Below are 20407 nucleotides of genomic sequence, written 5' to 3'. Positions count from 1 at the left end.
TTCCGTAATAAATCCCGGCGGGCTTGATTATGTGGTTCCCATCCATTACGGCGCAACCAGTTGTCCGATGGTAAACGCCGACGTTAATATCTTCCTTAACTCCCTGAATAAGTACAACGTAGGCGCCAAGCCTTTGGTTTATGAAGTGGGTGAAGAAAAAGACATTATGGGAATAAAGGTCACGTTCCTCGGCGGAGGCAGCTGGTTCTTCGTCACTCCCACCGGAACGAGATTCTTGATTGACCCGGCCATGCAATTTAACGCCCAGCTTCTTGAAAAATTCAAAGACATCTCCCAATTTGAAAGAATAGACATGATTCTTCTGACCCACGGCCATTTTGACCACATATCGGTAGAAGACATGCAGAAATGGACCAAGGCCTACGATCCAATCACGATTGCGCCTTACGAATTGGGGGTTTACCTTTCAGGTTATATTGAATCTCCAATTCTATCCATCAACGTCGGCGGCGGCATAACCGAAAGAGAATGGGGATTGACTTCTTTTGATCCGAAGAGATATGAGAGAATGAAAGATATGAAAATTCATTTGGTTCACGCTTTCCACAGTTCTGTGGCGACTCCTGCCGGAACCAGCGCTCATGCGGCTGATCAGTATATGCTGAAATAAAAAAAATTCCAGCCCCGCCTTTTCGCGAAGGGCGGGGCTGGAATTAAATAAATTTTAAACCCGATCAGGGAAAAGGTATGATAAAAAAATACTCCCTCTATAGCATTATTTTGGGCATATTTTTCATTTTAATTATAGGAGTTTTTATATCCATCTATTTTTCCGTGAATCAACACCGGGAAAATCTAACCAGAACATCCATTGATGAAAAAATAACCCTGGCTTCAAGCATAAACGAGATAACTTCTTCCACATTTTTGCTTTGGTTCTACCGAACGGCTTTGGTGGGCGAAGTGGAAAAGGTTTTTATCACGGAAATAGCCAAAGCCAAAGATATCCGCTACATCAAGGTGATTGATATAAACGGAATTATAAAACAAACCACTATAGAGGGGGAAGACGGGGAAATAAACGAAGACCCGGATATTAAAAAAGCGATTTCCAGCAAAAGAGTGATAATCAGAGATGAAACCCTGGGAAAAGAAAAATTAAAAACGATTATTTACCCGGGTTACAACGACCGGACTATCTGGATAAGTTTTTCTTTGGAAAACGTTGAAAATGTAATCCGGTCCATGGTTTTGCGCGAACTGGGAATCTTGGGAATATTATTGCTGGTTATCGTGTTTATCTTTATGGTGTTGCGCAATTCCATAATCAACCCCCTGAAAGAAATGACCCTGGCCTGCGAAGAAATCGGAAAAAATAACCTGGACATAAAAATCAAAACCGAATCAAAAACCGAAATTGGCGAACTGATAAGCACTTTCAATAAAATGATCGTGGATCTGAAAGAATCCAAAGCCGGCCTGGAAGAATCAAAAAAGGTCTTGGAGGTAAAGGTGGCCGCCAGAACCCGGGAATTGCGAGAATTAACAGAAAATTTAGAAAAAAAAGTTGAAGAAAGGACAAAACAGCTCCGGGAAAGAGTTGACGAATTAGAGGCGTTCCACCGGGTAACCGTCGGCCGGGAGACAAAAATGATTGAACTGAAAAGAAAAATCAGGGAGCTGGAGCAAAAAGCAAGGGGGTAAACTGAAATACGAAATAAATCCCGCCCACTCAATGACAATTTATAATTATTAAAAGGCGCTGCCGCCGGAAACGAAGCCGTCCGCCAGTTTCAAATATTCGCTATCGCAAACTTTTTTTAAAAATACGGACCAAAAATTTTTTATTTAAGTTAAAGGCAAATCATTATGCTTACGCCGAAAGAAATAAAAAATCTAGCGGAAAAACCGGGGCAAGTCAGAGGCGCTGTTTTTAGCACCGACGCCCAATATATTTTGGAAAAAAAGGGAGAGGAAGGGCTAAAAAAAGTGGAGGAAAAAACCGGGGAGTGGGGCCAGCCGATTGATTATAAAAAAATTAAAAATATGGAGTGGTATCCGGTGGGGCTTAGGGCTATTTCTTTATTGGCCGCCAAAGAAGTGTTCGGCTGGCAGGATAAAGAAATAGAAGATATGGGCTATTCCGCTCCCGCCCATTCATTTATAGTCAAATTATTAATGAAATACCTTCTGACCCTTGAACAAACCTATAAAAAAAGCCCCAGCTACTGGACAAAACATTATGATGTCGGGGAATTAAAGGTTCCCGAGTACAGCGAAGAAGGGAAATATCTGGTTCTGCAAATTTTTGATTTCAAAATTCATCCCATTCTTTGCTCCTACTATGTCGGCTATTTCCGCAAAATTGCCGAACTCGGGTCACGGCAAGAAGTAACCGATATTGAAAAAACCAAATGTTCTTTTCGGGGCGATTCTTGCCATGAATATGTTATAAAATGGAAATAAAAACCAATGGTTATGGCTGAAAAAAAATCTATCAAAGATGAACTTGAAGAAACCAAAGAAGATTTGGCTGATTTGGAAAAGTACATTGAAGAATTCTCCACTTTTTTGCCTTTGCCGGTCTGCACAGTCAACCCGGTAAAAAGGGTTATTGACGCCAACAAGGCTTTTGAGGCTATGACCCATTACGGATCCGCCGAAATAGTCGGCGAATTTTTAGGAAATATTTTTTTGAAAAAAGAAAAACTGGAAGAAACTCTGGAAAGAGCGAAGTTAAAAAAGGAGATTGCCACGGATGAACTGGTTTTAATTTCAAAACAAAAAAAAGAAATTTTGGTCAGGATATCCGCTTCCATAAGGCAGGATGAATTTGATAATTTTATCGGCTATTTTGTAAGCATAACCGACATCACCGAAACGAAAAAATTTCAGGGAAAGCTTGAGGAAGAAGTAAAAGCAAGAACAAAGGAGCTGGATGATTCAAGAAAATCTTTAATAAACATACTGGAAGACGTTGAGGACGAACGCAATAAAGCGGAAGAAGAAAAAGAAAAAACCCTGGCCCTGATATCCAGCTTTTCGACGCCGGTCATATTTCTAAACAGCCAAAATAAGCTTGCCCTGTTTAATCCGTCGGCCCGGGAGATTTTAAACATAAAAGACGGAGATTTGGACGCCGAAATATCCGAAAACAACAATTTTAGCCTGAATAATTTCACCGGCATAATCCACAATAAATTCAAAGTGGAAAAAATAGAGAAGGGGCGGGGTGATATTGACGAATATGCCAATTTGGAAGAAGTTACCGTTAAATACCGGGAGGGAGACCGGATATACAAAGTTACAACCGTTAAGGCGAAAGAAAAAGATGGCGATTACTTGGGTACTGTAAAGATTTTTTATGATACCACTCGCGAAAAAACGATTGACAGGCTAAAATCGGAATTTATTTCCATTGCCGCCCATCAGCTAAGGACTCCCCTATCCGCCATTAAATGGGTGATAAAAATGATACTTGACGGCGATGCGGGCAAATTGACCGTAGAACAGCAGGAATTATTGAGCAAGGGTTACGCCAGCAACGAGAGAATTATTAGGCTGGTCAACGACCTTTTGAACGTTTCCCGAATTGAAGAAGGCAAATTCGGGTTTGATTTCCAAAAAGAAAATTTTCAAAAAGTGATAGACGCAACTCTCGGAAACTTAGAGAATCTAATTGTTAAAAATCACCTGCAACTGGAAATCAAAAAGCCGAAACGCCTGCCGGAAGTATATTTTGACAAAGAAAGAATGGTCATGGTGATGCAAAATATATTGGATAATGCCATAAAATATACGCCCGAATACGGAAAAATAGAAATAAAAATTGAGGTTGACAAGCAATTTTTATATGTTAAAATTAAAGACCAGGGAGTGGGAATTCCTAAAAAAGACCAGGAAAAACTGTTCACAAAATTTTTCAGGGCGACTAACGCCGTCAGACTGGAAACCGAAGGTTCGGGTTTGGGGCTGTTTATCGTCAAAAACATTATTGAAAGACATAACGGAAAAATAATTTTAACCAGCGAGGAGGGCAAGGGAACCGAAGTAAGCTTCTCCCTGCCCCTCAATAAACCGCAATAAATCTTATAAATATTAATCTAATTTTATGGCAAAAAAAATTTTAATAATTGAGGACGAAGAAGCTTTGTCCGGAGTACTATCTTCAAAACTCAAAAAAAATGGGTTTGAGGCCTTAATCGCGGTGGATGGGGAAGACGGGCTGAAAAAAATTGAAGAATGGAAGCCTGATTTAATTTTATTGGACATTGTCATGCCAAAAATCAACGGCTATGAAGTTCTGGAAGAATTGCAAAAAAAGGGAAATAAAATTCCGGTGATTATCATCTCCAATTCGGGGCAAGAAATTGAATTGGAGAAAACAAAAAAATTGGGAGCGGCCGACTGCATAGTCAAAACTCAACTGGATCCGGAAGAAGTCATAGAAAAAGTAAAAAACTTTTTGGGTATTTCCGTGAAAAAAGATGACAAGGGCGAAAAAGAGGATGTTAAAAAAGAAGAGGAAGAAGAAAACGACGGAGCCAGGGTTTTATTGGTTGAAGATGACTTGTTTTTGAGGGACATCTGCTATAAAAAATTAAAAAAAGAAGGTTTTAATGTTCTGATGACGGTTAACGGAGAGGATGCCATAAAAAAAATTGACGATTTTAAGCCGGAAATTGTTCTGTTGGATATAATTTTGCCTGTTATGGACGGCTTTGAAGTATTGAAAAAAATCCGCTCAAACAGTAATTCGGCCATTAAAAAAGTCCCGGTTATAATGTTTTCCAACTTGGGTCAAAAAGAAGATATTCAAAAAGCCCTGGATCTTGGAGCGGATGATTATCTGGTTAAAGCGCATTTCACCACCGAGGAAATCATCTCCAAAGTTAAAAGCAAGCTGGGAATATAAAAATTTTCGAAGATAACGATAAAAAGAAGGCGGAATTCTGCGATTCCGCCTTCTTTTTATTTATCCGCCCAAAATCAAATTTTTTTATTTTTTGCTTCTTGTTTTATCTCGTATCTCTTCAATAAATTTTTCTTTTTCTATTTCCCTGGTCTCCCTAGAGCCCCGATCGCGCACCGCCAACTTTTTGGATTCCATTTCTTTGTCCCCCACCACCAAAACATAAGGAACTTTTTCGCTAACCGCCTTCCTAATTTTATTGCCCACGGTTTCATTGCTTTCGTCCACTTCCACTCTAATATCTTCTTTCCCGAAATCTCCAGCCAATTTTTGGCAAAATTCAATATGCTTTTCTCCGACAGAAATAATTTTAACTTGAACCGGCGAGAGCCAAACTGGAAAAGCGCCGGCGTAATGTTCAATCAATAATCCGATGAATCTTTCATATGAACCAAACAGCGCGCGATGCAGCATATACGGCTGCTCACTTTCGCCTTTTTTATTTATGAAAGTCATATTAAACCGTTCCGGCAAATTGAAATCAAATTGCAAGGTTGAACATTGCCATTCTCTTCCTAAAACGTCCTTTATTTTAAAATCTAATTTCGGCCCATAAAAAACCGCACCGCCCACATCCTTAGTGATATTAAGTTTTTTTTCTTTAGCAACTTTCTCCAACACTTTTTCTGTAAACTCCCAACCCTTATCTGCCCCGGCGTATTTTTTTGACTCCTGATCTCTTATGGAAAGATATACATTCACATCTTCAGTTTTAAAACCGAAAGACTTATAAATAAATAATATAAAATCAACAACACGTTTTAGTTCTTTTTCAACTTGATCAGAACTGCAAATAATATGGGCATCGTCCTGGGTAAAACCCCGAACCCTAGTTAAACCAGACAATTCCCCTTTTTTTTCATAACGGTACACCGTACCGCTTTCAGCCCAACGCAATGGCAGTTCTTTATACGAATGAAGTTGATTATTATAAATCCTAATATGGAATGGGCAATTCATCGGCTTTAGCAAATATTGCTCCGATTCTTTGACTTTTTCCCTACTCTGGCTTTCTTCTAACGTTTGGCCAACTTCCAATGGCGGGTACATACTGGTATTATAAAATCCCCAATGGCCTGAAGTTTCCCAAAGAATCCGATTACCGATATGCGGAGTGCGCAGCAAATCATAGCTGTTTTTTAAATGTTCGTCGTGCCAAAATGTCTCAATAACTCTCCAAAGCATGGCCCCTTTTGGATGCCACAAAGGCAAACCTGCGCCCACCAGCTCATCAATATGGAATAAATCCAATTCTTTGCCTAATTTCCTGTGGTCCCTCTTCTCCGCTTCCTCCATCATCTTTAAATAATTATCCAGTTCTTTTTTACTCGCAAAAGCCACTCCGTAAATTCGGGTGAGCATAGTGTTTTTTTCATCTCCCCGCCAATAAGCTCCAGCCAGTTTAGTAAGTTTAAAACCGACATTTTTCAGCTTGCCACTGGAAGCCACGTGCGGCCCGCGGCACAGATCGATAAACTCACCCAATTTATAATAGCTGACGGATTTTGCACCTTCCTTCTTTAAATCAGCTATTAGCTCCTCTTTGTAAATCTGTCCGGCTGATTTTTCCCGTTTTTTTGCTTCATCAATTTTTTCTTCCGATTTTTCAAATTTCAAGTCTTTTTTTATAATTTCCTCCATTTTTTTCTCAATTTTAGCCAAATCGTTTTCGCTAATTCGTGCATTCGCTTTATTCGCGACATTCGCATTAATTCGCGAATCAGCATCAAAATCGAAATCGTAGTAAAATCCGGTCTCTACGGCCGGGCCGATAGCGAACTTCACGTTTGGCCAAAGCTGCCTGACCGCGGCGGCCATGACATGCGACAGCGAATGCCGCATCATTTCCAAATCTTTTTGCTTATCCATATTGTTTTTTGTAAGATTCTTAGAATGCTTAGAATGCTTATGATCCTTGGGATGAAATATTTTTTACAAATATCCCAAGAATCTTAATTATCATAAATGTCTCAAGAATCTCAAAATTAATTTTTTTTAAATTCTTTTTTTAAAATTCCCATGACAATTTCATCCAAATATTTTCCTCTTTTCATAATAGATTTTCTTTTTTTCCCTTCCTCCTTGAAACCGCATTTAATATAACACTTAAACCCGGCTATATTGGGGGGATAAACGGACAACTCTACCCTGTTTAATTTTAGTTTGGTGAAACAAAACTTTAAAACTGTCTTCAAGGTGTCGGTGCCATAACCCTGGTTCCAATAACTTTTTTCGCCGATTACAATCCCCCAGGTAGCTTTTTTATTCCTTTTCAAATCTAAATCATGCAATCCCGTACTGCCGATATGCGCTCCTTCCTCGGTATAAATAGACCAAACTATTTTTTTCTTTTCTCTTCTAAAATTTTTAATGATACTCTTTTCTTTCTTTAAATTCAAATTTTTTCCTTCAATTTTAAGAAACCTAGTGACTTCCAAGTCTTTAAACCAACGTAAAAAATCTTCCGCTTCGCCTACTTTTATCGGCCTTAATATCACTTTTTTGCCTTTTAAAATCGGCCCAATCATAATTATTATTCTTAATTCTTAAATCTGCAATTTGAAATCTTAAATCTAAAAACCCCGCCTCAATGCACCAAGAAATGATGTATTGGGACGGGGCTTTTTCGCCTCGCGGTTCCACCCAACTTGTCTCGCCGAAGTCCCGCGATATCGCGAGACGAAGGCGGATTTATCCGCCCTCTTGGCAAGGCCTCTCTTTTTTTCCTCTCGGCTTAGTCCCCAATGATGAGGATTCCGAATTATCGGAACTGCAGTTGGTAATCGCAGCAATCGCCAAAAAATAATATTTAATTTTAACTTAATTATATAATTCTCAATAAAAATCACCTTAAAAAATCCCAATAATCCTAAGAATCCTAAGAATCCTAACTATCTTAAGAATCCCACCTTTTACCTCCTCACTTCTATCTTAATTCTATCCGCCAAATTCGGAACTTTATCTATAAAAGAAGGGAAAAAGTTAATTTCGTAGCCGGCAATCTCCTTAAAACCGCTTAAATAATCTTCTAATTGCTCTCGGGTCAGGCTAATGATTTTTTCCCGGTCAATAATTTGAGCGTCGCTTTTTAAACTCATTTTACCTTCAAAAATAGCATTAACGCTTGCCCGCCCCTGGCTTATCTCAAGATTCTTTAATTCATAATTTATTTCTTCCGTTTTGAATTCTATCAAATCTTTGTTATCCGGAATTACCTCCCTCAATTTTTCCCGGGCTATTTCTCCGGCCTCATCGCCTGAAAAAGCGACAATCGTCACCATCGCCTTCATGCTCACATCAAATTTCTCTTTTTCTTCGCCAATTTTCCCGCCGACTTCTGTGCTAATCGTATTTTCATCAACGCTGTAAATAACTTTATTATAACTTTTGTAACTCTCGCCTATTTCTCTCTTCGCCTTCTCCAGCAATCTTTTTTTCAAGTCCTTGGTCGCCTGATCAATATCAGACTGTTGGATATGTTTTTCCTCCTGCTGGCCGTAAACAAATTTTTCTCCGCTTTCGGCGTAAATTTTGTCCTGCAATCCGGCCCAAAGCCCCGGAATCGTAAATTTCGTCGGGCCGATAGCCATCTCCGCGCCCGGTTCGTCAGCGTATATCTCCACTTCCTGGGAACCGCCAGCCGGCACATTGATGGTATTCTTTATCCTGAACAATTTATTGTCGGGAGACAGAAGCCTCGTAGTCGCCACTAAAGGCTGGTTTTTATTATAATTATTTATAATCGTAACCTTTCCGGTCACTTCCTCTCCGATCTTTTCCGATCCGCTGGCGGAATAAGTGTTTTTTTCTTCAATGCTCGTTTGCTCCACAACGCCAGCCAAAGATCTCCCCGGCACAGCCGGTTCGCTCCCGCTCCCGTAAATATCAACTACCAAACTGTCGCTTAACCTCTCCTGCGACGGTATTAAAACTATATTTAATTTTACGAAAGAAAAATAAAAAATAACAACCAACAAGATAACGGTCAAAATGATAAAACTAATAGCTATCTTCCGATATAAATTTATTTTAGGAGGATTCATATTTTTTTTTGCCTCTTTTTCGGCTGGCCCAAATCCGTTCGCCTCGCCCTCGCCTTGGCGGAGCGGACCGAGTCTAGACAGGCGAAATGAGTTTGATTCTAATTTTTTAGAACTTTTAGCCCTCTTCTTGGGGCCAGACTCGGCTTTATTCGCAATCTTCACGCCGGAAGAAAGCGATTGGGAAGCCTGGCCTATTGGGGAGGAAAATTCCCTTTGTTTTCCGGATGGAGAAGCGGTTTTCTTCCTGATTCTCTTTGGAGGAGAAGATTTTCCTGTTATTTTTTTGGGTCTAGGCATATTAAAATCGACATTTGAGATTATCTTCTTAATCTAATAATAATATAACAAACTTTTTATTTTTTGTCCACAATCTGCAGGCTATTGCCAAATAAACCCTTTATTTCCTCCCTCAAACAATTGTTGTTGCTCACGCAAAAACTTGTTTCCACGACGTTATTCTTTTCGTTCTGCCTGATTATAAAATAAACCTTATCTTCGCCTTTGTTTTTTAAAAATATCCCCTTGAGTTCTTGGAGCTCTTCCGGACTTAAAGCTTTATTAAACACTAATCCCAAGGGTTGGTTGGCGGCTTTAGCGGAATAAGAGGCCGCCTCTCCGGCCGATTTTGCCAAGTGGTTATTCGGACCATTGTTTCGGACGGTCCGGCTAAAACCGTTGCCGGCTATAATCTTTCTGAAATTGCTCAAAGAGTCTTCAATCGTCTCCAAAATTAATTCTTCGGCTTTGTTGGCCAATAGCTTTATTTCCCGATCCTTGGTGGAAATTTTGCCTTGGCAAATAATTACTTTGCCTTCCTGCCAAATATGGCCAGTCTCTTTTAATAGTCGGGGAAATACCAAAACCTCCACCTTGCTGATGGCATCCTCTATTTTGACAAAAAACATTGATTCATTGGCGCGGGTAATTATTTTTTTTATGCCCGTTATTATGCCGGAAACATTAACGGCTTCGCCGTTTCCGTTCCGGCTGGAAAAAAAATTAGTTTTTCCGGCCGGGGACCCGGAAAGGCTGAAATCTTCGGATAAAACCGCCTGCAATTCGGTCAAAGGGACAGTTATATCCCGCAAATATTTCTCATAACTTAAAAAGGGATGTTCGGTGATATAAAAACCCAATAATTGCTTTTCCCAATCCAGCTTTTCTCGGTTTCCGGCCGGCGCGGCCGGAGCCAATTTTATCTCGTTGGCTTTATTTAAATTGGGCGCGTCAATAAATAGGCTGTTTTGCCTGCTGTCTCTGACCTTGCTCACTTCCTTATTAAAACCAAGCAGGTTGTCAATATTGGCCAGCATCTGCCCCCGTTCGCCAAATTGGTCCAATCCCCCGCTTTTTATTAAGCTTTCCATGGATTTTTTATTCAAATCTTTATCAGTCACTCTGGCTAAAAAATCAAAAATATTTTTGTAAGGGCCGTTTTCCTTTCTCTCTCTTATAATTACTTCCACAATATGCTCACCAACATTTTTTACCGCTCTTAAGCCGAAACGGATGGTGCTTGCTTCTTCAGACTGATCTACGGCTCGATTGGCTTTTGTGCCGCTTGTCACTACGGTAAAAGAAGCGAAAGATTCGTTTATATCGGGCGGCATTATGTTGATTCCCATTTTCCGGCATTCTTCAATCTCAATGGTAATCCTATCCGTATTCTGCTGGTCAGAAGTAAGCAGAGAGGCCATAAATTCCGCCGGCCAATGGGCTTTCAAATAAGCCGTCTGGTAGCCGATCAAGGCGTAGCAAGCGGCATGGCTGCGGTTAAAGCCATAGCCGGCAAAAGGTTCAATAAAAGAAAAAATCTTTTCCCCTAACTCCTTGGCAATGCTATTCTTTACGCAACCGTCAATGAACTTCTCCCGTTGTTTGGTTAAAAGTTCTGGGATCTTTTTGCCCATAGCTTTTCTCAAAACATCCGCTTCGGCCATGGAAAAGCCGGCCAAACTCTTGGCAATTTCCATAACCTGCTCCTGGTAAATCGCCACCCCATAAGTTTTTCCAAGAATCGGCTCCAGTTTCTGATGGAGATAAGAAACTTTTTTCTTTTTATGCTTTCCGGTTATATAATCGTCTATCCATTCCATCGGCCCCGGCCGGTACAGGGCTACCATCGCGACAATATCTTCAAATTCGGTAGGCTTAAGCTCGCGTAAATAACGCTTCATGCCAGAAGATTCAAATTGGAATACGCCGGTTGTTTCTCCGGTCTGAAAAAGGCTGTAAGTTTTTTTATCATCAAGGGGAATTGTGTCTATGTCAATTTCAAGGCCTCGGGTATTTTTTATAATTTTAACCGCCGATTCAATGATAGTGAGGTTTTTAAGCCCTAAAAAATCCATTTTAAGCAAGCCCAAATCTTCAATCGGATGAAGGCTGTATTGGGAGACTAAGCTGCGGTCCGAAGAAGAGGCGTACTGCAGGGGCACATAATTCGCCAGCGGTTCTTTGGTAATAAGGACGCCACAGGCATGGGTTGAGGCATGCCGGGCCACGCCTTCCAAACGGCGGGCGTAATCAATGATTCGCCGGGCCGCTTCCTCGTTTTTGTATATCTCTTTGAATTCATCAACATTTTTTAAGGCTTCATCAATTTTTGAAAACATCGGAATCATTTTCGCCAACTTGTCGCAATAATCATAAGGATAATCTAAAACCCGGCCAACGTCGCGAACCGCCGCCCGGGCCGCCATTGTCCCGAAAGTGATAATTTGGGACACATGGTCCTTGCCATATTTATCCTCCACATAACGGATTACCTCGTCCCGTCCGGTATCGGCAAAATCCATATCTATATCCGGCATGGAAATACGGTCGGGATTCAAAAAACGCTCAAATAATAAATCGTATTTTAAGGGGTCCAGATTGGTTATGCCGGTTAGATAACAAACCAAAGAACCGGCGGCCGATCCCCGGCCCGGACCGACAACAATCCCGTTATTCTTGGCCCAATTGACAAAATCCGCCACAATCAAAAAATAAGAAGGCCAGCCCATTTTTTTAATTACCGACAATTCATAATCCATTCTCTCTTTTATCTCTTTGCTTACTTGCTCGTAATTTTCTCCGTATCTTTTGGAAAGCCCCTGCCGGCATAATTCTTCCAAATAACCCATCTCGCTATATCCGTCGGGAACTTCAAAGAAAGGCAGGGTGGTATTGCCCAATTCAATCTCCAGATTACAGGCTTGCGCGATTTTTAAAGTATTCTCTATCGCCTCCGGCGCGTCGCGGAAAGCTTCAATCATTTCCCGCCCCGGGCGCATTGAATAGTCAACTCCGGTCATATTCATTCGATCGCCGTCTTCTTTCTTTTTTTTGTTCTGCAGGCAAAGCAAAATATCCTGCGCTTCATCGTCTTCTTTCTTCAAATAATGAATATCATTGGTGGCGATCAGAGGCACATTTAACTCGCGAGAAAACTCAATTAATTTTTTATTAACCTTGTCCTGGCCGGGAAGATCGGGATGGTCCTGCAATTCCAAGTAAAAATTACCCGGCCCAAAAAGTTTATTATAATCTTTTATCCGCTCTCGGGCCTTCTCTTCTTTCCCGGATAAAATCAAACGGGGTATTTCTCCGCCCAGGCAAGCCGTAGCGGCGATTAAGCCCTCGCGGTATTTTTCCAAAACCTCCCAATCTATTCTCGGCTTATAATAAAACCCCTCCAAATGGGCAATGGTCGTAAGTTTTATTAAATTTTTATAACCTTTGTTGTTTTTCGCCAAAAGAATAAGGTGGTAATAATTTTCATCGGCCTTAGAATTCTTGTCAAAACGGGATTTTGGCGCAAGATAAGCCTCCACGCCAATAATAGGCTTTATGCCGGCTTTCTTGCATTTTTGGTAAAATTCAATCGCGCCATACATAACCCCGTGGTCAGTTAAGGCCAAGGCTTCGGCGCCGTCGTCACGAGCCGCGGCTATAAGCTCGTCTATTTTGGTCAAGCCGTCCAAAAGGGAATAATGGCTATGGAGATGGAGATGGACGAATTTCATAAAACACAAATAAGTAAGCGAATTTAATACCTACCCGAAATGCTTCGCATTCGAAGCGAGCGGGCGAATTTAACGAATGCATTGCGGCTGGAGTCTCTCAAAAATAGGACTCTGTTACTAATCCAATTTCATCTATTATCATACCTAAGAAAAAGGGGGTTGGCAAATGGAGAAAATTAAAAAAGCAGCCGTTCTTTGCCTAAGAAACTGCTGCTGGTGAAAAAAATTTAAATAAAAAGTTTAGCAAACGGCTCCATGGATAAAATTTCTTTTTCTTCAACTTCGGTAATAATCTTTCTCCTTTTAAGAATCTCAATTAACTTAACGACCTTAGTGTCTTCCTTGCGCATTAAAACCACTAAATCGCCGCGCAAATCAGCCATTTTTTCATCTAAATAATCTTCGGTCACCATCGTGGCTTCAATTTTGCCGACTCTTCCCTCAAGATTATCAAACCTTTCGTCTACTTTATCAAACCTTTCGTCTACTTTTGACGAAAATTCATTAATGGCTTCTAAAATTTCATTTTTTGATTCATCTTTTTCCATACCGGGAATAATAGCATAATCATAATAAGTTAGCAATAGATTGTATGGTCTGATTATATCTTTAGCGGGGTCGTAGTCTCTCGAAAGAGGACTACGACCCAATTCTTCAATAAATTAAACAGTCGTAGTCCCCTAACCCCGCCACTGGCGGGGCTAACAGAATACTACGACTAAGCTGAACTAAACAATAGAAAACTAAAATTGGATTAAAAACTTTTAAGAAAAATTATTGTTCTATACAATACAAAGAATTTGAACCGCTACAATTTCCGCAACCTATTGTTTCTTTCACCCATTGCGAATCTGTATAATTTGATCTGCCCTCGGTACCGTTATAACCTGCATTAGAATTTATCCAATCAGGTCCACTGTTCGGAGGGTCGGAACATTGATCATCCGCGGTATTGAGAAGACCGTTTGCCGTACTGCCAGTCCAAACACACCCGGTTTTAGAAACACCAAACTCGTCATATTGTATAGGATAATATAAATGATTAGTGCCATCTCTATTGGTCCATGGCCCCAGACTACTGACAGTTCCTGTCGCTATGAAATTAGTCGCCACCGGCTCCCCTATCATGTTTACCAAAAATAACCAATTATATCCTATCCTGGAATTAGCCGTTATAGAATCTCCCGAAATAATCGCTTGCCAAGTTCCTCCCAAACCAGCTGCATCCGCGCGCGTTTGACACTTATCATCCGCTCCCGACACCCCGCCCAAATTACCATTATATGTTGTGCTGGTAACAAAAACTCTTTTAGTTAATTTTTCTAACGGACTTAATGTATCTAAATTTGAGTCAACCTGAGTTTGAATATATTCTTGCCTTTCAATAATGCTGCCATCAGCATTGGCGGCTACACTGGAAGAATTAAAATCATTGTCCGCGTTATTGGCGCCTAAAATATTTTGGGCAAAATCTTGGTCAGAGTCAGTCGGTCCGGCGCTTGGTTCAACAAAAGCGGCATAAGCCCAAACTGTAACAACCGCGGTCATAGTTAAAATAACCGTGGTAATCGCCCGCCAAGCCAAACTTTTGGCTTGAGCTTTTAATTTAATTTTTAGGATTTGTTTTTCTTTAATATCCATAGATTATGCCTTTATTATACCTTAAGTATTGTCTAATTTCCAATATACCCTCATCCCCCTCCGCCTCTCCCTTTGCCCTTACCCCCCCCCATCCCCTCCTTGTGAAGTAGGGGAACACTATTAGGCTTACATATTACTCATTATTATTACCTGCTATCTATTATACTAAATCATACAAATTTAACCGATCCCTTATTTTATCTTCTTCCTTTTATTTATCAAATCGTAAATATAAATAACGCCTTAATTAAGGGGGGGGCAAACTAGAGCCAAAGCCAAGCTAAAATCGCCAGCCCCAAGATTATCCGATAAATCCCGAAATAGAAAAAATTGTATTTAGTGATAAATTTCAGAAAAAATTTCACGCCGGCTAAAGCCGCAAAAAAAGAAATAAAGAAGCCGACCAAAAACGCTTCCAGTTCTCCGCAGGAAAAGCTAAGCCCGGTTTTAGCCAAATCATAACCGGTAGCCGCTATCATTGTTGGCACCGCCAAGAGGAAAGAAAATTCCACAATTGTCCGGCGGGAAAGATTTAAAGACAAGCCGCCGATAATCGTGGCCGCGGACCGGGAAACTCCAGGGATAACCGCCAGAGACTGGCATAGGCCTATCAAAAAAGCTTTTTTATAAGTGATTAAGTCGCTGCCGTTATCCGCGGTTCTTTTGCTTTTGCCGGCTTCAAATAAAATTATAATTATCCCTCCCGCCAGCAAGGCCAAGGCAATTACTAAAAAACTCTCCATCAAAAAATTTTTTATAATCTGATAAAAAATAAAACCAACAACGGCCGTTGGCAAAAAAGCCACAATTATATTCCTTAGGCAGGCCCGATCCACCAAAAACTTCCGCCAATACAAAACCAAAACGGCCAAAATCGCGCCCAACTGGATGGCAATGGTAAAACTTTTGACAAACTCGGTCTGGCTAATAGCTAAAAGCTTGGCCGCAATTATTAAATGGGCGGTTGAAGAAATCGGCAGAAATTCGGTTAAGCCCTCTATTACGCCGAGAATTATACTTTGAATTATATCCATAGTTACAAATTACAAATACATTACAAATTTTACAAATATGGTTTTTAAATCAATTTCAATTTGAAAAGGATTGTTGATTTTGCCTAATGTTTTTAATTAATAAAAATAAATAAATCCAAATATGTAATATTTGTACAGATTTGTAATTTGTAATCATTTCATCTCTTCCAGCTTTACTTTCACCTCTTTCTCCTCGCCTTTGCGCAAAATTTTTAAGGTAATTTCCTCGCCGACTTTAAATTTGCCAATTACTTTAACCAGAGGATTATCCTCGTTAATTTTTTTTCCATTTACTTCCAAAATAATATCATTTTCCACTAACCCGGCTTTATCTGCCGGCGAACCGGGAATAACCGCCAAATCGGTTCTATTCTCGCCCCGAACAATCAGGGCGCCGTAATCAACGTTTAATTTATTGGCTTCGGCAATAGACTTATTAATTAAAACATATCTTACTCCCAGCCACGGCCTTATTATCCGTCCATCTTTTTTGACGCTTTCAATGGTATTTTTCGCTTCATTGATTGGAAGGGCAAAGCCGATATTTTGAGCATTTTGGGCGATAGCCGTATTTATGCCAATTACCTGGCCGGCAATATTCAAAAGCGGCCCGCCGGAATTACCGGAATTAATGGAAGCGTCTGTCTGAATTACGCCAACAAGCTGTTCGCTGCCAACTCCAACTCTGCCCGCGACAATAGAGCGAGACAATCCGGAAATCACTCCGGTAGAAACCGTATTTCTAAATTCGCCCAAGGCATTGCCGATAGCGATAACTGTTTGCCCAACTTTCAAATTATCCGAATCTCCAAGCTCTACAACAGAAAAATCACCGCCATCAATCTTTAAAATCGCCAAGTCAGTAGACGGATCTCGTGCCAAAACTTTTGCTTCATGTTTGGTTTCGTCATTCATCAAAACCGTATATTCGGCTTCTTCGTCATAAACCACGTGTTTGTTGGTAACTATATAACCGTCAGGGGAAATAATAAAGCCGGTGCCGCCGCCGATTTCTTTTTTCTCCGTGCCTTTCTGCCGGTACTGCGGCGCGCCGAATAAATCCCCGAAGTCATCCCCGAAAAACTGGCGAAAAAAATCATCGCCAAAGGGATCGCTATAATACCGTTCAATTACAGGCAAATCCTTGGTGACGATAATGCTTACTACTGCCGGAGATACTTTTTCTACAGCGTCAATGACCCCCGATTCTTCTTCTACTTTTATAATTTTACCGCCCAAACCATCGCTTATCCCTGATTTTTGGCTATCTTCCTGCCCGGTGATTGTATTTTTTATCCAGCCAAATAAATCAAGCTGGCTGGATGATACTGCGCCGGCCCAAAAGCCCATGGCTCCTCCAAAAATAGAACTTACTATCACTGAAGAAACAAGGATAGCTATAAAAGTCTTTTTAAAATTGTTTTCCATATTAATTTTAATAAGGATGGGAAAAAATGTTTTATATATTATATACGACTTTCATCGCCTTTTACTTTCAAAGTTAGTAATTGGTGAATTAGTAATTTGGGGTCACATTGAAGATGTTAAAATTCATATCCAAATTACCAATTATCACCGCCCTGGCGGGATCCCGCCCACAATAAATATAATAAAGTGGCGGGACAAATTTACTAATTACCTCGTATTTAGGCAAACGGCAAATTAGCCGGCGGGGAAACATTTTCGTCAGAATTAAGACCATCTTGCTCTGTAATTTCACCAAACGATTCTTTTTTTTCATTTTTATTATTATTCTCCTCTTCTATAAATTCCGGCTCGGTTATGGCTTCACTCACTATTTCTTCGCCAATCGGCAGCTGCATCGGCGGACCCGACTTTCTTCCGGGAGCTTTCTGAATCATCGGCGCCTTAACCACCGGCTCAATCGGAAAATGCCAGATAGTAGCCAACTCTTCTATGTCCATTACTCCCATATCTCTTCCCCTGGTAGTGCTTCTGCCTTTATAAGCTCTCATAATTTTATTTTTTCTAGTATTAATCCGGCGTTCTGTAAAGAAATAATCTACCGAAGTTGCGGTTATATCCATATCCGGCTTTAAATTGTTTAAATCCAGATCCATAAACTGCTTTATATAACCGATAAAGCCCTCCCTGACTTTCGGTTTGTTTATTATTTCTTTTCTGGCCACATAAACAAACCTGGACTTAAACTGAAAACCCAATTTGCCGCCTTTATTTTGGATAGCTTCCACCATTTTTTTCTCTTTCGGTTTTAACTGCATCATCTTTAAAGAGTCATCCTTCTCGTCTTTCTCCTGAATATCTCCCCAAAGCTTATAAACCGCTTCGCTGAATATCTCTATCCAGCCTAAAATTTTATCTATTATCTCATTGGCGAAAGTGCCAGGCACTTTTTCCTTTAAAATTTTCTTTACTTCCTTTTCCCCTTCTTCCGGCCAGTCAAAACCCATGGGTTTAATCAGTATCTGAAACCAAAGCTGCTCTCCCTTTTTTAAGCTGCTGCATAGATCCATTAAAGTTGCCATCGGATCTTTAAATTGGGCTTCCGGCGGACCTAATTGCTGCTCAAATTCTTTATAGGTCTTAATCGGATAAACCCACTTCTTGGCCTGGATAAATTCACACCCCCAGATATCATAGACTTCATCCGGAAATTTATCCGGCATGCCTTCGGTATAATCATTAACTTCGGTGATTTCCGCATCCGGATATTGGGAATAAACCGCGGCTTCAACCATATCCCGGAACTTCACCGGCGTGCGGATTAGAAATTGGGTATAACCGTCAATGCTGATAATTTCGAAACTGAAAGAAAGCTGAAATTCCCCTACCCAGTATTTCTCAATTAAATTGGCTTTCTTGTGGGCGCCGCCGAAATAAGTAAAAAGGTTTTCCACGGCTTTGATTGTCTGCTCATTGCCACGCGGAATATCAATGGCCAGCAAAACATGCTTAATTGTTCTGTCCCACTTGGTCTTTATATAAAAAAGCCAGACTTCTTTGGCCCCCCAAAGAAAAGCCAGGGCGATTGGTATCCAGCCGAACAATAAAAAAGTCCGCCACATTAATATATCCGGCCTGGTATTGAGAAAATCAAAAATAGACGAAAAATCAATGACTATGTCCATGGTGATTAGTTAATTAGTTGCCTGGTTGATTAGTTAATTAGTTTAACAATTGTTTGACTATGCAACTAATTAACTATTTAACTAACCATATTTTAACATATTTCTACTATTTTAGCCAAACAAAAACCGCTCCCTTTGCTAAGGGAACGATTTTTGTTATAAAAACTTTATGATTTTAGGCTTCCGGCCAGTTGGTATTTGCCTCCGGCTTTCTCAAACATCTCTTTATTCATTAAAGCCAAAACTATAGTTGTCTTTTTTACCAGCCGTTTTCCCAAGACTTTGTCGATGATCTCTTCGCGAGTTAAGGGCTTGCCGGCTTCGGCTAAGACATCCTTAATCACGTCAGCCACCGTGCCTTCTTTATAGCCCCAGTCTTTCAGGCCATAAAGGCCCCGGCCGACTAAAACATATTTCTCGTCTAAAATAAGTTCGTTATGAACTGTGGCGGCGTTGGCAATTTTTCCGTCAAAACCGGTCTGGTTGATCCGGTCGGCAATCTCGGCAAAATGCATAGGCTTGCCGTGATTTTTTAAGATAAGATATATTTTATCATTTATAGTCTTCGGTTTTATTTCCCGCCAATCATAAATTCCCCAATCTCCGAATTTATTCTGCTCTACCCTTCTTAGGGCCCGCAGAATAGAATATAAAACTTTATGGCTGTTTATTACATCTATTTTCTCCTCAACCAGATTATTGTCTAAAATTCTTGAAATATCAAGACTATAGGGGATATTGAATTTATCAAGATTTTTATTATAACTTTCTAATTTAACGGAAAGGTTTATTAGCTCTTCTGTTTTAAATATTTTCTTCAAACTTTCTATCTTCTCAACCAATTCGCGGGATAACTCTTCAAGATGGTCAAGGGTCTGGTATTTTAATTTATAAAAATCCAAAAACAACTCGGAGTCGCCTATTTCTTCAAACTCTTCCGGCAATAATTTGGAAATAAGGAAATCAAGATGGCTTTTGTGGATTAACTCTTCGTTTCCTCCGCGGCCGTCGCCGTTTAGGGAAAATTTGGCCAAGGAATTGAGCAAATACTGCCTTTCCATCAGGCCGCCATGCTCTTCCAAAAGCTGTGAAGTCACTTTTTTTAAAATATTAACATAACCCTCCAGCTTTTCCAACTGACGCAGTTTTTTTATGCCGGAAACTTCGATCTGCCTTATTCTCTCTCTGGTTAATTTGTGGGCCTGGCCAACCTTTTCCAACGTTTCTTTGCCAAGGCCATGCAAACCAAAACGACGGATAAGGACGTCTTTTTCCCTGTCCGCCAATTCGCCCAGCAAATTATTAACGATTTCCACCGCATTTAACCTGGCGATTTCTTCGGCCTTCTGATTGTTTATTATTTTGTCTAGAATTGAGATATTATCCATAAATTTCTAAAAGCAAGGGGTATTTAAAATAAAAAAATAATTTATAATTTTAGCTAATTTTAGTAAAAATATATTAACAAATTTATGCGCTTTGTCTACTATGTTAGTAATATAGCATAAATTTTTATATGTGTCAAGGACAAAAAAACGGGTATACTAAGGCAGTTGGAACAAGAGTAAAATTAAACTAGCTAATAATTAACTCTCTTGTTCTATGATCGCGCTCTTAAACCAGGTCCCTTCTGAGACCA

16 protein-coding genes are annotated in these 20407 nt (G+C 40.2%); 6 read left to right on the top strand and 10 right to left on the bottom strand.

Annotated features, from left to right (window positions below; all coding sequences use genetic code 11):
- From PHQ42_02895 to PHQ42_02875, 5 genes are all read left to right on the top strand, one after another.
- A partial coding sequence (locus tag PHQ42_02895) for an MBL fold metallo-hydrolase (protein MDD5071658.1) occupies positions 1 to 631 on the top strand: 631 nt, incomplete at its 5' end.
- A gap of 77 nt (positions 632 to 708) precedes the next feature.
- Complete coding sequence (locus PHQ42_02890) at positions 709 to 1665, top strand: HAMP domain-containing protein (protein MDD5071657.1); 957 nt, start codon at positions 709 to 711, stop codon at positions 1663 to 1665.
- 165 nt (positions 1666 to 1830) lie between these two features.
- A complete protein-coding gene (locus PHQ42_02885; GenBank protein MDD5071656.1) occupies positions 1831 to 2427 on the top strand; it encodes a hypothetical protein in 597 nt (198 codons plus the stop codon).
- A 12-nt stretch (positions 2428 to 2439) separates the two neighbouring features.
- The gene (locus tag PHQ42_02880) at positions 2440 to 4047 is read left to right on the top strand and encodes an ATP-binding protein (GenBank protein ID MDD5071655.1); all 1608 of its coding nucleotides are present in this window, start codon (positions 2440 to 2442) and stop codon (positions 4045 to 4047) included.
- Positions 4048 to 4072: 25 nt separating this feature from the next.
- A complete protein-coding gene (locus tag PHQ42_02875) occupies positions 4073 to 4876 on the top strand; it encodes a response regulator (GenBank protein MDD5071654.1) in 804 nt (267 codons plus the stop codon).
- 84 nt (positions 4877 to 4960) lie between these two features.
- Here the strand turns inward: PHQ42_02875 and thrS are convergent, their stop codons facing one another.
- Together thrS and PHQ42_02865 are read right to left on the bottom strand one after the other, a co-directional pair.
- A complete protein-coding gene (gene thrS / locus PHQ42_02870; GenBank protein MDD5071653.1) occupies positions 4961 to 6802 on the bottom strand; it encodes a threonine--tRNA ligase in 1842 nt (613 codons plus the stop codon).
- A gap of 116 nt (positions 6803 to 6918) precedes the next feature.
- A complete protein-coding gene (locus PHQ42_02865) occupies positions 6919 to 7461 on the bottom strand; it encodes a GNAT family protein (GenBank protein ID MDD5071652.1) in 543 nt (180 codons plus the stop codon).
- Positions 7462 to 7523: 62 nt separating this feature from the next.
- Between PHQ42_02865 and PHQ42_02860 the strand changes: the two genes are divergently transcribed.
- On the top strand, positions 7524 to 7739 hold the full coding sequence (locus tag PHQ42_02860) for a hypothetical protein (protein ID MDD5071651.1): 216 nt from the start codon (positions 7524 to 7526) through the stop codon (positions 7737 to 7739).
- A 106-nt stretch (positions 7740 to 7845) separates the two neighbouring features.
- On the opposite strand, the gene PHQ42_02855 is transcribed toward PHQ42_02860, so the two are convergent.
- The 8 genes from PHQ42_02855 to PHQ42_02820 form a co-directional block, all read right to left on the bottom strand.
- Complete coding sequence (locus PHQ42_02855; GenBank protein ID MDD5071650.1) at positions 7846 to 9273, bottom strand: hypothetical protein; 1428 nt, start codon at positions 9271 to 9273, stop codon at positions 7846 to 7848.
- Positions 9274 to 9329: 56 nt separating this feature from the next.
- Positions 9330 to 12983, bottom strand: coding sequence for a DNA polymerase III subunit alpha (locus PHQ42_02850; protein MDD5071649.1), 3654 nt, complete (start codon positions 12981 to 12983; stop codon positions 9330 to 9332).
- 227 nt (positions 12984 to 13210) lie between these two features.
- Positions 13211 to 13531: a hypothetical protein gene (locus PHQ42_02845; protein ID MDD5071648.1), complete on the bottom strand. Its 321-nt coding sequence runs from the start codon at positions 13529 to 13531 to the stop codon at positions 13211 to 13213.
- Positions 13532 to 13757: 226 nt separating this feature from the next.
- Positions 13758 to 14624 carry a DUF1554 domain-containing protein gene (locus PHQ42_02840; protein ID MDD5071647.1) on the bottom strand — a complete coding sequence of 289 codons (867 nt, stop codon included), beginning with the start codon at positions 14622 to 14624 and terminating at the stop codon, positions 13758 to 13760.
- 263 nt (positions 14625 to 14887) lie between these two features.
- The gene (gene uppP / locus PHQ42_02835; protein MDD5071646.1) at positions 14888 to 15658 is read right to left on the bottom strand and encodes an undecaprenyl-diphosphatase UppP; all 771 of its coding nucleotides are present in this window, start codon (positions 15656 to 15658) and stop codon (positions 14888 to 14890) included.
- Between the two features lie 153 nt (positions 15659 to 15811).
- A complete protein-coding gene (locus tag PHQ42_02830; protein ID MDD5071645.1) occupies positions 15812 to 17086 on the bottom strand; it encodes a trypsin-like peptidase domain-containing protein in 1275 nt (424 codons plus the stop codon).
- Positions 17087 to 17304: 218 nt separating this feature from the next.
- Positions 17305 to 18768 (bottom strand): hypothetical protein, encoded by a 1464-nt coding sequence (locus PHQ42_02825; protein ID MDD5071644.1) that lies wholly within the window; start codon positions 18766 to 18768, stop codon positions 17305 to 17307.
- A gap of 167 nt (positions 18769 to 18935) precedes the next feature.
- Positions 18936 to 20156 (bottom strand): sigma factor-like helix-turn-helix DNA-binding protein, encoded by a 1221-nt coding sequence (locus PHQ42_02820; GenBank protein MDD5071643.1) that lies wholly within the window; start codon positions 20154 to 20156, stop codon positions 18936 to 18938.
- Positions 20157 to 20407: the final 251 nt, after the last annotated feature.

It is taken from the genome of Patescibacteria group bacterium, from assembly GCA_028711655.1.
Classification (GTDB): domain Bacteria; phylum Patescibacteriota; class Patescibacteriia; order Patescibacteriales; family JAQTRU01; genus JAQTRU01.
The sequence above is the reverse complement of the archived record's forward strand: the minus strand, read 5'-3'. Positions and strand labels throughout refer to the sequence as shown.